Source organism: Duganella radicis (assembly GCF_009720825.1).
GTDB classification, from domain to species: domain Bacteria; phylum Pseudomonadota; class Gammaproteobacteria; order Burkholderiales; family Burkholderiaceae_D; genus Rugamonas; species Rugamonas radicis.
The window spans coordinates 137,544-153,446 of record NZ_WNKY01000003.1 but is presented as its reverse complement, the minus strand read 5'-3'; the positions used below and the strand labels follow the sequence as shown (position 1 = coordinate 153,446).

The window sequence follows — 15,903 nt, the reverse complement described above, 5'->3', positions numbered from 1 at the left end:
GGATCAGCGGCTACCCTTCGCCGCCAGGTTCTCCGGCGTGAAGTAGTTCTCGTTCCATGGCGGCACCTGCTTGAACTGGTAGGCCTTCTCGCCCGGATAGTTGGCCAGCACATAGGTCCCGGCCAGCAGGTTGTACAGGCCGAAACTCTGGGCGATGGTGCCCGGCACGTCCGGCATCGCCATCGGCAGCGTGTAGCCGACGCGCCAGATCTGTCCCTGGCCGTCCCACATGTCGGCCAGCGCGGCGGTATAGGTATCCTCGTCGAGGTAGTAGCGGCGTTTCGGCACCGCGTGGCGCTTGCCCGGCGCCACGGTCGCTTCCACTTCCCACACGCGGTGCAGTTCCCAGCGGATGTGGTCCGGATTCAGGTGCTGCGGGCCGAGCAGGTCGGTGGACTTGGCCAGCCAGGTGCGGTTGGTGTTGTACGGGATGTACAGTTCCTTCTTGCCGATCACCTTCCAGTCGTAGCGGTCCAGGCCGCCCGAGAATCCGAACGCCTCGTCAAAGTAGAACGCACCCGAGGCCACACTGTCCGGCGTGTCGTAGCCCAGCGTGGGCGCCTTGCGGGTGCGGCGCTGGCCCACCAGGTATTGCCAAGCCTGGCGGCCCTTGCCGGCATCCACCGTGTCGCGCAGCAGGATCGATTCGCCGGCCTTGAACGGCGGGCCGTAGGTCACCAGCATCAGGTTGTTGTAGTCACCGCCGAATTTCTCCAGCGAGCCATCCTTGAACCAGTACGGCGACTGCACTTCGTTCAGACCGTCCGAGGCCATGGTAGGCTTGCCGTCCGAGGTCACCACAAACAGGCGGAACAGCATGGAATTGGCCTGCCCTTTCCAGGCCAGCAAATGATTCCACATCAATTCGGCGCCGGTCTTCGGCAGCGGGAACGGCACGCCGCCGTAGCAGCCTTCCAGCGACTGGCCGCCATCCCTGGTCTTGCAGCGGGTGGCGTTTTTGAGGGTGTTATCGTAGGCCCACTGCGGCATGGCGGCGGTGCGATGGCTAGGATAGACGTCGATGCGGTAGCTCGGATATTTCTTCATCAGCGCCTTGACGCCGTCGCTCAGCTTGTCGGCGTACTGGTCCATGTTCCTGGCGCTGATCGACACCAGCGGTTTTTCGGCGGCATACGGATCGGCGCGGGTATCGCCTTCCTTGTAGCCGGTCGGCGCTTTGGTCAGGCCGCCGTCCCAGGCCGGAATGGTGCCGGCCTTGTTGCCGGCCTTTTCCGCGCCCATCGGCGTCAGTTCGGTTTTCAGTTTGGCCGCTTCCTCATTGCTCACGGCCGCGATGGCCGCGCCGCTGAACACCAGCCCCAGAGCCAGCGATGACATCGCGGCCCGCTTGATCGTGCTTTTCATATCGGTTGACTCCTGTGCTTAGAAAGTGGTTTGCAGCGAGAAGGACAGGAAATCCCGGTCCTTGTTGGTCTGCCGGTACGGCAGCACGGTCGCCTGCGGACTCACGTTCGGGGTGATGAAGGTGCCCTGGCCGCCATAGAAATGGACCAGGTTGACGGCAAATTTGTACTGCTTGCGGAAATCGAAGGTGGCGCCGACGCTGAAGTCGCCGCCATGCTCGGCGCCGCCGGCGAACTTCACATTGGTCGAGGACCGGCCGCTGATCGCATAGCCCAGCCCGATCGGCACGGCCAGGTCGACGCCCGGCACGATCTGGTAATACTCCGGCGTGAACAGCAGGCGCATGCCGCTGGCGTCGCGGGTGGTGTTGGGGTCGCGCGCGCCTGGATTCTTCGTCACGCTCAGCATGCGGTTCCACGCCAGCTCGCCGAGGATGGCGCCGCCGTCCCACAAGCCGCTGCCGTTCAGCACATAGATGGCCGAGAGATTGGCGTGCGCGCTGTTGCCGACCGCGTAGGCGGCGCTGCCGGTGGAGTTGCCGGCGCCGAAGGCCACCACCGGATCGCTGACCAGCGGCGCGTTGCGGCGGGTCGACACTTCCAGCGCCACATTGGCGCCGGCCAGCGTGGTGCTGGCGCTGACGCCGTAAGCCTTGATGTCCTGCCCGTACACCGCCTGGTAGGTGCCGACCGAGGGCAGCGCCGGCACGGCGGCCGGCATCAGGTAGAGGTTGAAATCCTTGTCGTGGTAGCGCGTGGCGTAAAAGCCGAATTCGGCGACGTCGCTGTCGGGGCGGAAGCGCAGTTGCAGCCCGCCCTGCCCGCTGTTCTTCGGCTTGATGTCGTCGACCCGGTCGAAGTACACATGGGCGAACGAGCCCGGCGCGAAGAAGCGCTCGGCGCCCGTGCCCACGTAATCGGCGCCGGAGAAGTAACTGCCCGAAGCCGGAATCCGATTGGCGCGCCACTCGAACTGGTAGTAGCCGCCGACGGTGAAGTTAGGGTTGATCTGTAACTGCCCCGACAGCTGGTTGACCGGCATCAGCAGTTCCTTGAACTGGGTGCCGGGCACCGACAGCAGCTTGATCACGTCCACCGGCGCCTGGCCGGCGGCGATGCCGTTATCGCCGAAGAACAGGGTTTCGCCATAGAGCACAGTGTGGCGGCCAAGACGCATGGTGGTTGGCATCTGGCCCAGGTCGAAACGGGTGTAGGCATAGGCGTCCAGCAGCTCGGCCTTGCGGCCGTGCAGGCGGCGGGTGGCGTCGGTGAACTCATTGTAGGCCACGCTGTCCTGGCTGGCCGTGGCCGGCGAATTGTGGTCGTTGCCGCGGTTGTAGACGCTGTCGTACCAGGCCGCGCCAGCCACCCGCAGGCCGGAATCCTTGTAGGCCAGATCCAGTTCGGACAGCAGGTCGATGCGGTTGTTGATCAGGCCCTTGTTGAAGTTGCGGTCGCCATCGTCGGTGTTGGCGTCCACGATCAGCCCGGGCGACTGGACTTTCAGGCGGACGGCGCCGCTGTATTTGACGGTGTTATCCCAACGCAGCTTCAGGTCGGGGTTGCCGGTATCGAATTCGGTCGCGCCAGCCACCGGCGTGGCCGCCATTTGCACCAGCGCGGCGGCCATGAGCGGCCAGGCCGCCCCGGCCCTGCTTGACATCGTTCTTGCCATTTTTGTCTCCTCATTGTTGCGGCTTGTTGCCGCAATTCTCGTGATGTCCATCTCCATGCGTGAGCATGTTCGAAATTATTATGCACGTATTTTTATTTTGTGCATAGTTTATTTTTTCATGCACATAAATTGAAAATGAAACGAACGCCGCGGTTCGTTCGACTCCGCTAGCATGTAGGGATGGGCGCCAACCGGCGCCGGCACCGCGAGGAGTTGCCATGCTGCGTCGTTTCATTTTTGCCACCGGCATCGAAAACAGCATTCCCACCATCAACCACGGCCGCACGCGCGTGGATGAGATGGCGAAGTGCGGCCATTACCGCTATTGGAAAACCGATTTCGATCTGGTACAGGAGCTGGGCGTGGCGGCGCTGCGCTACGGGCCGCCGCTGCACACCACCTGGCTGGGGCCGGACCGCTATGACTGGGCGTTTGCCGACGAAACGCTGAATGAACTGCGGCGGCGCAATATGGTCGCGATTGTCGACCTGTGCCATTTCGGCCTGCCGGACTGGCTGGGCAATTTCCAGAATCCCGACTTCCCGGCCCTGTTTGCCGACTACGCCCGCGCCTTCGCCCGGCGCTATCCGTGGTTGCAGCTGTACACGCCGGTCAATGAGATGTCGATCTGCGCCCGTTTTTCCGCGCTGTATGGCTGGTGGAATGAGCAACTGAGCGACGACCGCGCGTTCGTCACCGCCTTGAAGCATCTGGTCAAGGCCAATGTGCTGGCCATGCAGGCCATCCTGGAGGTGCAGCCGGAAGCGCTGTTCGTGCAGAGCGAGTCAAGCGAATATTTTCACGCAGAAAATCCGGACGCCATCGAGCCGGCCGAGGCCATGAACGCGCGCCGCTTCCTGTCGCTGGACCTGAACTACGGCCGCCGGGTCGACTCGGTGATGTATGAATACCTGATGCAGAACGGCATGACGCGCGATGAATACAGCTTTTTCATGCACAACAACCTCAAGCAGCACTGCATCATGGGCAACGACTATTACCAGACCAACGAGCACTATGTGTCCAGCGACGGCGCCACCTGGGGCTCGGGCGAGGTATTCGGCTACGCCACCATCACCGAGCAGTATTGCAGCCGCTACGGGCTGCCAGTGATGCATACCGAGACCAATCTGTGCCAGGGCGCCGACGGCGACGAGGCGGTGCGCTGGCTGCGCAAGGAATGGGCCAACGTGCTGTGCGTGCGCAACAGCGGCGTCCCCATCGTCGGCTTCACCTGGTATTCGCTTACCGACCAGGTCGACTGGGATTGCGCGCTGCGCGAGGACAAGGGCACGGTCAATCCGCTGGGCCTGTACGACCTCGACCGCAAGATCCGCCCGGTCGGCACCGCCTACCGGGACCTGATCCAGAAATGGTCGACCGTGCTGCCGACCAAAAGCGTCTGCCTGCAGGTGCCGGTGCTGTGCCCCAGCGATTATCAACCTGGCTAGCCACGGCGTTCACGACAGCACGCGCCGCAAATACGGCGCGGTTTTACTGCGGCGGTTGGCGGCCACCTCGGCGGGAATGCCTTGCGCGACAATGCGTCCGCCCTCTTCCCCGGCGCCAGGACCGACATCGATCAGCCAGTCGCAGTCGGCCAATACTTGCATATTGTGCTCCACCACGACCACCGTATTGCCGGCGTCGACCAAACCGTGTAGTTGTTGCAGCAGCAGGTCGATGTCGGCCGGATGCAGGCCGGTGGTCGGCTCGTCCAGCACATACAGGGTGTCGCCGCGGCTGGCGCGCTGTAATTCTGTGGCCAGCTTGATGCGCTGCGCCTCGCCACCGGACAGTTCGGTGGCCGGCTGGCCCAGCCGCAGATAGCCCAGGCCGACGGCCCGCAGGACCTCCAGCGCGTGATGCAGCGCTGGCACGTCGTGGAAAAATTCCGCCGCCGCTTCGACCGTCATGGCCAGCACCTCGGCGATATTGCGCTCGCGATAGCGTACCGCCAGGGTCGCCGGGTTATAGCGCGCACCCTTGCATTCCGGGCAGGGCGCGTACACGCTGGGCAGGAACAGCAGTTCCACCATGACGAAACCTTCGCCCGAACAATGCGGGCAGCGCCCCTTGGCCACGTTGAACGAGAAGCGGCCAGCGTCGTAATGCCGTGACTTCGCCGCGCGCGTGCCGGCAAACAGCTTGCGCACATGATCGAACAGGCCGGTATAGGTGGCGAGGTTGGAACGCGGCGTGCGGCCGATCGGCTTCTGGTCCACTTGCACCAGCCGGCGCAATTGCGCCATGCCGGCCGCAATACGGCCGTGCGCCACGCCGGCGTCGGCCTGTTCCAGTAGCTCTTCGGTGGTGCCGGGCGCCTCGTCCACCGGGGCCTGGCCCAGTTGCGCCAGCAGCAGTTGCACCAGCGCCTGGCTGACCAGGCTGGACTTGCCGGACCCCGATACACCACTGACGCCGGTCAGCACGCCCAGCGGGAAATCGGCGTCCAGTCCGGCGAGATTATTCAGCACCACACCGCGTAATTGCAGCCAGCCCTGCGGCGCACGCGGCACACGCTGCGGGCGCGTCACCCGGCCGAACAGATAGTCCGCCGTGCGCGACTCCGCCACATTGGCCAGGCCCTCCGGCGCGCCGCTGTACAGCACTTGCCCGCCGTGCTGGCCCGCCCTCGGGCCGACATCGACCAGCCAGTCGGCGTGCCGTATCACATCCAGCGCATGCTCGACCACGAACAGCGAATTGCCGGAGGCTTTCAAGCGATCCAGTGCCCGCAGCAAAGCCTCGGTATCGGCGGGGTGCAGGCCGGCCGACGGTTCGTCCAGCACGTACACCACGCCAAACAGGCCGGAACGAACTTGCGTCGCCAGCCGCAAGCGCTGCAACTCGCCCGGCGAGAGCGTCGGCGTGCCGCGTTCCAGATGAAGATAGCCCAGGCCAAGATCCAGCAGCACGTGCAGGCGGGCCAGCAAATCCGCGGCGATGCGCTGGGTGACCATGGCTTTTTCAGGGTGGCGTTGGGCCTCCCTGCGGCGCGATGGGGCACCCTCGGCATATGGCCGCAGCAATTGCGCCAGCTGGCGCAGCGACAGGCGGCTGATCGCGGTGATGTCATGGCCGGCGAACGTCACCGACAACGCTTCCTTGCGTAGGCGCCGGCCCTGGCACACAGGGCAATCCATGCTGACCAGGTATTGCGCCACGCGCTTTTTCATCAGCGCGCTCTCGGTGCCGGCAAAGGTTTGCAGCAGATACTTGCGGGCGCCGGTGAAGGTGCCCTGATAGCTCGGCGCTTCCTTGCGCTTGAGCGCGCGCCGGGTTTCGGCCGGCGTCAGGCCGGCGTAGACCGGCACCGTCGGCTGCTCATCGGTGAATAAAATCCAGTCGCGTGTCTTGCGCGGCAGGTCGCGCCACGGCACGTCGACATCGTAGCCCAGCGTGACCAGGATATCGCGCAGGTTCTGGCCATGCCAGGCGGTGGGCCAGGCCGCCACCGCGCGTTCGCGGATGGTCAGACTGTCGTCGGGCACCATCGAACGCTCGGTGGCGTCGTAGACGCGGCCGAGGCCGTGGCATTGCGGGCAGGCGCCCTGTGGCGTATTCGGCGAAAACGATTCAGCGTACAGCAACTCCTGGCCGGCAGGATAATCGCCGGCGCGCGAGTACAGCATGCGCAGCGAGTTGGACAAGGTGCTGACGCTGCCGACCGAGGAGCGCGTGGTCGGCGTCCCGCGCTGCTGTTGCAACGCCACCGCCGGCGGCAAGCCGTCGATGGCGTCGACTTCCGGCACCGGCATCTGGTGAAACAGGCGCCGCGCATACGGCGATACCGACTCCAGGTAGCGCCGCTGCGCCTCGGCGTATAGCGTGCCAAACGCCAGCGACGACTTGCCCGAACCCGACACGCCGGTGAACACGACCAGCGCATTGCGCGGCAGGTCGACACTGACATTTTTCAGGTTGTGCTCACGCGCACCGCGCACGCGGACATAGCCGTCAAACGCGGACATCGCTTAACGCGCACGCCCACGGAATAGCAGGTTGACGATGGCCAGCAACACAATCGCGCCCACAAACGAGACGCCCAGCGAGGCGATGCTGTAATCGCCGTCATTGATGGTGCCGGTGCCGACCATCGGCGCCAGCACCAGGCCGCCAAGGACGGCGCCGATGATGCCCACCACCACATTCAGGAAAATCCCCTGCTGTCCGTCCGTGCGCATGATGATGCTCGCCAGCCAGCCCAGGACACCGCCGATTACCAACCAGATAATGAAGCCCATATAACCTCCCCGTAAATATTATTAAACAACGTCGATGGAACAACCATGGTAAAGACTTGCCGCCGAAGACTGTGTGCGGCGGCTCACACCGGGCGCTGGATCTGCCCGATAGGTGTGGCGGCATTGGCATGCCAGCCGGATTGGGTTTTGCTGACCGCGATCAGCCCGGTGTCGACGTCGGGCGGAATCAGGGCGATGCCGCGCCGCAGCGCCTCGTGCAGGTCCATGCCGCCAGCGATCCAGTGGTAGACCTTGCTTGCAAGCATGTTGCGCATGATGTATTCGCCGACGCCGGTGGCGGCCACCGCGCCATCGGGCCCGGCGTAGAAGCCGCCGCCGATCAGCGCCGTGTCGCCCACCCGGCCCAGCAGCGATGGCGCCGAACCGCCGGTGGACGACGCCACCGCGAAATGGCCGTCGGCGTCGCGCACCACCGCGCCGACCGTGTCGCCGCCATGGCGGCCGCTGAAGGACGGCGAGCAGGCATAATTCCAGTAACGGAGGAAGGCCTGGTTGTCGCTGCCGGGCATGGCCGGCTCCTCGCTGGACAGCTGCGCCAGCATGTCGGCGTGCTCGCGGCGGGCCTGGTCGCTGATGACATCGTAGGGCTGGTGGCCCATCACCCGGGCGAAGCGCAAGGCGCCCTCGCCGGCCATCAGGCAGTGCGGCGTGCGCGCCACATCGCGCGCGACCAGAATGGGATTTTTGACGGAGCGCAGGATGGCGACCGCGCCGAGCGTGCCCCGGCTATCCATGACGGCGGCGTCCATTTCGATGCTCTGGCCGTCGAGGCCGAGCGCGGCGCCGGTGCCGGCGTTGAAGCGCTCGTCGTCTTCCAGCACCAGCACGGCGGCGATGGCGGCCACCAGGCCGTCATCGCCCGCTTGCAGGCGTTGCGCCGCCGCTTCGGCGGCGCGCCGGCAGCCGTCGCTCAATTCCTGACCGGCGCCGGCGCCGCCGTGGACTACGATTGCTGTCATTGCGCCCCCCAGATGAAATAAGCATGCGGCTGATTATGTGCAATCGTGGCGGCGCGCGGCATCGGGGTGCGTGCTGTGCGCGCGTAAGACTGGGCTTACGGCGGCGCGCTACTGGAACAGCGAAAAGTCCGGCAGCTTGTCCTTGCCTTCGCCAATGCGCACGATGGAAGCGCTGGAGCCGTCGTATGGCGTCCAGCCCGGCAGGCTGCCGCTGCGGGCGAATTCGACCCAGGCGTCGGCCATGCGCGCCGCCGTCTGGCGGTCCGCCGCGTTCCACGCGCGATTGTCCTGATCGAGGTTATCGAACACGTAGCGGATTTCCGCGCCATGGCCCGCACCGCAGCCGTAGCCGCACGGCGTGGCCGGTTCCGCCGGCCGGTGCGTGAAGTAGTAGACATAGGCTTTCGAGCCGCCGTACTTGGCTTGCAGTCCGGCCCAATACACTTTGCGCCAGCCCCACCAGTCGGTGGTCAGCTGATCGATCGATGCCTTGGCTTGCGCATCGGTGGCGCCGGGATAGGCAGCCAGCAGTTCGTCCGACGGCGCGTGGCCCAGCAGCTTCGTCACCAATTCCTTATGGCGGGCAGCGGTGAATTCGCCGGTGTTGAGGATTTCCGGCGCCAGATCCTTGCCCTCTTCCGCATTCCAGCCCACCAACAAGGGCACGTCGTTCTGGCGATGGCCGCGATACAGGCTGGTCTGGTCTTCTTTCAGCACGTGGCCGTCGACGCTGACGCGCGCGCTCCATGGCTGCTTGTGCAGCGTCTCCACGCTCATCGCGCGCAGCGCCGTCAGATTCCTGGCGCCGACGGTTTTGGCCAGGGCCAGGCCGGTGGCTTCCACGCGTTTTTGTTCGTACGGCGCGTTCTCATCGGGATTCATCGGCCAGCCGGCATTGCCGCTCTGGGCGATGGCGCGGTGGAACAAGCCCTTCGCCATCGGCGAGGCGGTCAGGATGGCGACCGAGATGCCGCCGGCCGATTCGCCAAAGATGGTGACCCGGCTGGCGTCGCCGCCAAAGGCCGCGATATTGTTCTTCACCCAGCGCAGCGCGGCGATCTGATCGCGCAGGCCCTGGTTGCCCGATTCCTCCTTCAACTCCGGATGGGCGAAGAAGCCGAAGATGCCGAGACGGTAGTTAATGGTGACCACGATGGCGCCGCGTTTGGCCAGGTTGGCGCCGTTGAAGCCGGGCTGCGAGCCGGTGCCGCCATAGTAGCCGCCGCCGTGTATCCACACCATCACCGGCAGCTTTTCGGCCTTCTCCGGCGCCCAGATGTTCAGGTACAGGCAGTCCTCGCTTTTCGGATCGGTGATCCAGACGGCGGTTTGCGCGCAGGCGGCGGAGAAGCTGGTGGCCTGGCGGACGCCCTTCCACGGCGTCACCGGCTGCGGCGCGCGCCAGCGCAACTTGCCGACCGGCGGCGCGGCGTAGGGAATGCCGAAATAGGTGTTCACCGCATCCGCGTGGGCGCCGGCGATTTCGCCGCCGGACACCTTCACAGGAGCGGTCGGCTGCGCCTGGGCCACCAGGCCCGCGCACATTGCGATCAGTGCGATCGCACGAAATAAGGTCATGAAGTCTCCCTGTTGTAAAAGTTATCGCTCAACGCTAAAAAGTTATTGGCAGCTCGCCCGATTTCATCACATTATGCTTCGAAAAACAGGAGAAGGAGACAAGAAATGATCCGCATGGCTTGCGCGCTTGCCGCCGCGCTGATGATGCATCAGGCATCGGCATTCAATAATCCGCTGGTGCAGCAACGCGCCGATCCGCAGGTAATGCTGCACAGCGACGGCTATTACTACTACACGGCCACCGTCCCGGAATACGACCGCATCGAACTGCGCCGCGTGCGCGATCTCGATGAACTGGGCAAGGCCGATGTCAGGACCGTCTGGCGCAAGCACGCCAGCGGCGTGATGAGCGCCAACATCTGGGCGCCGGAGATTCACTACATCGACGGCAAGTGGTATCTGTACTTCACGGCCGGCCGCGCCGACGCGCCGTTCGATATCCGCCTGTACGTGCTGGAGAATGCCTCCGCCAATCCGCTGGAGGGCGAATGGAAGGAACGCGGGCAGCTCAGGACCGGCTGGGAATCGTTCTCGCTGGATGCCACCACCTTCGCGCTGGGCGGGCAGCGCTATCTGGTGTGGACGCAGCGCCCGGCGTCATCCGGCGAACACCTGACCGCCATCTACATGGCGAGGATGGACAGCCCGGTATCGATCACCGGTCCGGCGGTCCTGCTGACCAAGCCCGAATACGCGTGGGAGCGGATCGGCTTCAACGTCAACGAGGCGCCGGCCGTGCTGGTAAAGAATGGCCGCGTGTTCCTGACCTACTCGGCCAGCAAGACCGACGCCAACTACGCGCTGGGCATGCTGACGGCGGATGCCTCGGCCAATCTGCTCGATCCGGCCGCGTGGAAAAAATCGTCGGTGCCGGTGTTCACCAGCAGCGCCGCCAACGGCCAGTATGGCCCGGGCCACAACTCCTTCACCACCACGCCGGACGGCAAGCAGGACGTGCTGGTCTACCACGCCCGCAATTACCGCGACATCCAGGGCGATCCGCTGAATGATCCCAACCGCCATACCCGCGCCCAGCTCATCCACTGGCGCGGCGACGGCACACCGGATTTCGGCGCGCCGGTGGCGGATGCCGTCAAGCCGAACTGAAACCCCGGGCTGCCGCTGGCGGGTGACCGTGTTCAGAACATGGTGTTGGCGTTGGCCGGGTTTTCCGGAATCGGCTGGGCAACGTCCCAGTGCTCGACGATCTTGCCTTTCTCCAGCCGGAAAATGTCGACGATGGCGCTGCCGCGCGTTCCCGGCGGACCGGCGGCGTAGACGTGCAGGATCACGTAGTCGCCGTCGGCAAAGGATTTCCTGATTTCGCCGCGGGCATTGGGCATCTTCTCGCGCATGAAGGCGATGAAGTTGCGGAAGCCCTCGCGGCCATCGGCGGCAAAGGGATTGTGTTGGATGTAATGGTCGCCGACGTACTGGAGCGCGGCGTCGGCGTCTTTCTGGTTCAGGCCTTTCTCGTAGAAGGCCAGCACGGTCTGGCGATTGGCCTCCTCCTGCGCCGTGCCGGTCTGCGCCCACGCGGCGCCGGACAGGCTGGCCAGGACGATGGCCGAGATGCAGATTTTCTTGATCATTGTTGCTGCCTTTCTGGTGAGTGATTATGGTTGGGCGACCCGCACGTCGCGCATGCGCGCTTGCAGGAATTCATTCATCTTGCGCAGCGCCAGCTGCGACTCCGGCGTGTTGGCCAGCAGCACCTGGAATACATGCGGCAAGCCCTCGTACAGATCCAGCTTGGCGTCGCCGCCGGCGCTATCGATCGCCTGGTACTGGCGAATGAAATTACTCAGGAAAATCTCGCGCGTACCGCCCTGGATCAGGGTGGGAGGGAAGCCCTTGCTGTAGTCGCCGTAGACCGGCGAGACGTAGGGATTTTTTTGCTCGGCCGGCGCCGCATAGGCGGCAGCGGCCGGTCCGAGCTGTTCCTTGTAGCGCAGGAAGTCCACATCCTTGAGGGTGGCATAGGTGTCGCCGGCCTCGGTGATGTCCGACCATGGCGACCACAGCACGACCGCGCCGGGCATGCCCAGCCCCTGGTCGCGCATCTTCAGCACCGCCCCCGCCGCCAGGCCGCCGCCGGCCGAGTCGCCAAAGACCGCGATCGAGCGCAATGGATAGCCTTCGTTCTTCAGGCCGGTCAGCACGCTGACCACTTCGCTGGTGGCCTGCTGCCACTTGCCGCGCGGCGCCACGGTGTGATCCACCGCCACCACCCGCATGTGCGTGGCGTCGGCGGCCAGCACCGCCGACAGCAGGTTGGACGCGGCCGAGCCGAACACATAGCCGCCGCCATGCACGTACACCATCACCTTGCCATCGTTTTTCCAGTGCGCGGGCGTGACCTCGATCACCGGCACGCCGCCTATCGTGCGGGCCGCTTGGGTGTAATGGAACTGGCGCAGCAGCGGCCGTGAAAACGGCTCGATCCATTTGATGAAGTTTTCCTGCAACGGCCGCCAGGCTTCGATATCGTCCGGGCCCGGCTGCGCGGCTTCCGCCGGCGGCTCGCCCAGGTTCTGCTGGAACTTGTTCATCTCGAATTGCGCCTGCACCGAGATGGTCAGCGGTGGCGGCGGCAATGGCGCCAGCGAGGCGGCCAGGCCAGCTTGCGCCAGCAGCACCGTCAACAAGATAGGGAGTGTTTTTTTCATGGTTTCATTCCTGCATCGGCGTCGCTTTTTTCGGCCCGCACCACCACCGGCCCCATCAGTCCGGCCGGCCGCAGGACCGCTTCGGGCAGATAGGTCGGCAGCGTGGTGAACGCCACCTTGCTGGCGCCGGGCTGGGCGTCGCCGATCAGGCGGTTGACCCACAAATTGGCCACCTGGATCTCAACCGCGTTGCGGCCCGGCTGGACCAGCGCGCCGATGTCCACCGTGTACGGCGCGCGCCAGGCGTAGCCGGCATCCTTGCCGTTGACGAAGATGTGCGCCACGTCGGACAACTTGCCCAGATCCAGCAGCAGCGGCTTGCCCTGCCCGCCCGCCCCCAGTTCGAAGTGGCTGCGGTAGGTCGTGGTTCCCGAAAAATATTTCACCGCAGGGTCCGCCGATTCGCTCAGGGAACGCAGCTCCCGCATGTGGAACGGCGCGGGCGCCGCCAGCCCCTTGAACGACACGTCCCAGCCCTGATCCAGCGTCGCGGCGGTGGCGTAGGCCTTGGCCTTCACCTCGGCGGACTGCGCCAGCAGCGGTTCGCGGAACACCACAAAGAAGGCATCCTGCGCCGCCACGTCCATCGTCACCACGGTTTGCCCGCCTTCGACGCGATAGGACACCGGCAGGATCTGGCCGGTGTCGGCGCGCCAGATGGCCGGCTTCTTGCCGCTGGCGCGGAAGCGCAATTCGGTCTGGCCGCTGGCGCCGCCGCGGTTGGTCAGGAAGTAGAGATCGCCGTCCTCCATTTGTCGGTGCAGGAACTGGATGTTGGCGGCGGCCGGCGCGACACTGAAGTCCGGCGCAATCTGTAGCGACGACAGCACGGCTTCGATGTTGGTGCTGTCGATCACGCGGCCCTGCCCCACGGCCCGCGTCGCGCCCGGCGCCCACAGTTCGGCCACCAGCGCCTGGAAGCTGGCGGCATCGTCCATCAGCGCCGGCGTGGCGGTCGGCGCCGGGCCGACGATGGTGGCGCCGGCGCTCGCCAGCGCCTTCAGCCGTTGCAGCATGGCCAGCGTCATGGTGCGGCTGGAGCCGCCCAGGTACAGCACGCGGTACGAGGCGCCGCTGTCCGCCACCAGGCGCTGGTCGCGCACCGACAGCTTGTCCAGCACGATCTCGGCGTTGACGAAGTCGTAGGCGTAACGCGATGGCGCATCGGCCACCGGCGTGGTCTGGTACAGCCCGACCAGCGGCGCGTCCTCGCCATAGAAATAAGCGACGTCGGCGACAAAGCGGCCCTGCTGCAACAGATAGCTGCTGCGCGCCAGATAGTCGATCCACGGCTTGGCCATGTCCGCCCAGGTTTCATGCCGGTTGAAATACTGGCCGAACATTTCCAGCGACAGGCCCGGCTTTTTATCGTCGCTCGGCTGATGCACCGAGGTGTGGATCACCGGACGGTTGATGCCGGAGACGAACTCCAGGTCGATCATCGGCCGCAGGTCGGCCGGGCCATACGCCCACGGCGTGAAGGCCGAGGTCAGCGATTCCGCCGCCACCAGCTTCTGGCCGTACACGTGCGCCACCGACGCGGCGCCGCGCATGTCGGCCAGATTGACCTTGTTCATGGTGGCTTCGTTCTTGAAGGTCCACATGGCGGACATCGGGATGTCGGCGAAGCGGCGCATCGCCATGTCGTCGCCCAGGCTGACGCGGCCGCCCTCCAGCGCCTCGGTGTACACGGTCAGGCCGCGCGCGCGCGCCATCTCGGCCACCACGCCATAGTGTTCGGTGGCGGTCAGCTCGGCCAGGGTGCGCCGCACATCGTAGAGGAAGGCGTCGCTTTGTTTGCGGCTGCCGACGATTTCGCCCGCCAGCACCGGCATCCAGCGGGCCGGATCGTAGCCGCGCAGGCGCTGGAACTGGGCGAGGAAACGCGGCGTCCAGTTGGAGGCGCCCACCTCGGTGCTGTCGACCACCAGCGCGCGCAAGCCCTGCTTGCCGATCAGGTCGGGGCCGACCGTGCCGGCATACATGTCGAGATAAGTCTGCATGTAGTTGCGCACCGCCGCGCCATCGTATTTGTCGACCTCCAGGCCGGTGGCCTCCGGCGTGGCCGGATGGTTCTCGGTGCCGGTCAGCGAATAACCGAAGCGGATCAGCTTCCAGCGGCCGGGCGGCGGCGTCCAGTCCAGGCTGCCGTCAGCGGCCAGCTTGCCGCTGAGGTCGATGACGGCGTCCGGCGCGCTGCCCGGCTCGTCGGGCGTGTCGCGGTCGAGCACGTAGTAATCGTCCGCCATGGCAAACCCGGCCTTGACCTCGGCGCGGTTGACGCGCGCCTGCGACGACAGGCTGGCCTCGGCGAGCTTGAGCGGCGGATTGCCGCCGGGTCCGCCAAAGCCCGTGCCGGCGATGCCCGGACCGGGCGTGAACAGCTCGGGCACATTGGCTGGCTTGACGTTCAGCACCAGCCGGAACTGGCGCGCACTGACCGCCGCGAAACTGACGGTGGTCGGCACGCCGGCCAGGGCCACCTCGGCCACCTTGGTCCACTGCTTGCCGTCGGTGCTGGCCTCCAGCACCGGATGGATCGGCGTGCCAAAGAACATCGACACCGCGCCCGGCAGATACAGGGTCGCCGAACGGATGGTCTGCGGCTGGTCATAAGCGAAGTGGATGATGGTGGGCCGTTCCGGCGATCCGCCCGGCACTTCCACCGTGCGGGTCCAGCCGCGGTCCATCAGCAGCGCGGCGTCGAGCGCCTTGCCGCCCACCGAGATGCGCGGCTTGCGCGCGCCGGACGGCGCGCCGACCGGCAAGGCGTACAGGCCAACATCGGCATACACCTCGGGCAGTTTCTTTGGCTTGGAGGTGTCCATGAAGGGCGGCGGGCGCGGCACGTCCTGATACGGCCCGGTCACCGACGGCGGACGCGGCAGCTTGCCCTTGAAGCGTTTGCCGCCGCCGATCACGGTCTCGCTCCAGACCAGTTTTTTCATGCCGTCGGCGGGCGCCACCCAAGGGCCGCCGGTCTCGCTCCATCCCGGCGAGGCGGCGATGCCCATCTCCAGGTCCAAGGAGGCGGCCAGGGTGGCGCTGTATTTGAAGGCATCCTTCCATTCCGGCGTCATATAGGCCAGGCGGCGCTCCACTACTTGCGGGGTTTGCAGGGCGGCGTCGAAATTCTGCATGCCGCCGATGCCGATGCGCGACATCCATTCCAGATCCTGCTTGATACCGGTCTGGGTGATATTGCCGTTCAACCAGTGCCACCACACGCGTGGCTTGGCCGAGTTCGGCGGATTGGCGAAGCCGGCCGTCAGCGCGTCCTGCGCCTGCGCGCAAGGCAGCGCCACGGCGCCGGCGACCAGCAGCGCCAGCAGGCGTGGGTGCGGTAAAGTCAAAAGAGTCATCGAATCATTCCATTCAGTGTGACAGGCG

At 65.5% G+C, this 15,903-nt stretch carries 11 protein-coding genes; 2 read left to right on the top strand and 9 right to left on the bottom strand.

Annotated elements, in window-relative coordinates; translation table 11 throughout:
* Positions 1-3 precede the first annotated feature (3 nt).
* On the bottom strand, positions 4-1,365 hold the full coding sequence (locus GM676_RS05340) for a DUF1329 domain-containing protein (RefSeq protein WP_155462350.1): 1,362 nt from the start codon (positions 1,363-1,365) through the stop codon (positions 4-6).
* An 18-nt stretch (positions 1,366-1,383) separates the two neighbouring features.
* Positions 1,384-3,039 (bottom strand): DUF1302 domain-containing protein, encoded by a 1,656-nt coding sequence (locus GM676_RS05335; protein ID WP_229262547.1) that lies wholly within the window; start codon positions 3,037-3,039, stop codon positions 1,384-1,386.
* Positions 3,040-3,257: 218 nt separating this feature from the next.
* Here GM676_RS05335 and GM676_RS05330 point away from each other — a divergent pair, with 218 nt between their 5' ends.
* Entirely contained in the window at positions 3,258-4,490 is a 1,233-nt protein-coding gene (locus GM676_RS05330; RefSeq protein ID WP_155462349.1) for a family 1 glycosylhydrolase, read from the top strand.
* A 9-nt stretch (positions 4,491-4,499) separates the two neighbouring features.
* Here GM676_RS05330 and GM676_RS05325 read toward each other — a convergent pair whose 3' ends face one another.
* From GM676_RS05325 to GM676_RS05310, 4 genes are all read right to left on the bottom strand, one after another.
* Complete coding sequence (locus GM676_RS05325) at positions 4,500-7,013, bottom strand: excinuclease ABC subunit UvrA (protein ID WP_155462348.1); 2,514 nt, start codon at positions 7,011-7,013, stop codon at positions 4,500-4,502.
* Positions 7,014-7,016: 3 nt separating this feature from the next.
* Positions 7,017-7,286: a GlsB/YeaQ/YmgE family stress response membrane protein gene (locus GM676_RS05320; RefSeq protein ID WP_155462347.1), complete on the bottom strand. Its 270-nt coding sequence runs from the start codon at positions 7,284-7,286 to the stop codon at positions 7,017-7,019.
* 83 nt (positions 7,287-7,369) lie between these two features.
* On the bottom strand, positions 7,370-8,266 hold the full coding sequence (locus tag GM676_RS05315) for an isoaspartyl peptidase/L-asparaginase (protein WP_155462346.1): 897 nt from the start codon (positions 8,264-8,266) through the stop codon (positions 7,370-7,372).
* 108 nt (positions 8,267-8,374) lie between these two features.
* Complete coding sequence (locus tag GM676_RS05310; RefSeq protein WP_155462345.1) at positions 8,375-9,844, bottom strand: carboxylesterase/lipase family protein; 1,470 nt, start codon at positions 9,842-9,844, stop codon at positions 8,375-8,377.
* 105 nt (positions 9,845-9,949) lie between these two features.
* Between GM676_RS05310 and GM676_RS05305 the strand changes: the two genes are divergently transcribed.
* A complete protein-coding gene (locus tag GM676_RS05305) occupies positions 9,950-10,951 on the top strand; it encodes a glycoside hydrolase family 43 protein (protein ID WP_155462344.1) in 1,002 nt (333 codons plus the stop codon).
* A gap of 32 nt (positions 10,952-10,983) precedes the next feature.
* On the opposite strand, the gene GM676_RS05300 is transcribed toward GM676_RS05305, so the two are convergent.
* From GM676_RS05300 to GM676_RS05290, 3 genes are read right to left on the bottom strand one after another with little or no spacing between them, the layout of a single operon-like run.
* Complete coding sequence (locus GM676_RS05300; protein ID WP_155462343.1) at positions 10,984-11,436, bottom strand: nuclear transport factor 2 family protein; 453 nt, start codon at positions 11,434-11,436, stop codon at positions 10,984-10,986.
* Positions 11,437-11,460: 24 nt separating this feature from the next.
* Positions 11,461-12,513, bottom strand: coding sequence for an alpha/beta hydrolase (locus tag GM676_RS05295; protein WP_155462342.1), 1,053 nt, complete (start codon positions 12,511-12,513; stop codon positions 11,461-11,463).
* Positions 12,510-15,875 (bottom strand): glycosyl hydrolase, encoded by a 3,366-nt coding sequence (locus GM676_RS05290; protein ID WP_155462341.1) that lies wholly within the window; start codon positions 15,873-15,875, stop codon positions 12,510-12,512. Before GM676_RS05290 ends, GM676_RS05295 begins: the two co-directional genes overlap by 4 nt.
* Positions 15,876-15,903 lie beyond the last annotated feature (28 nt).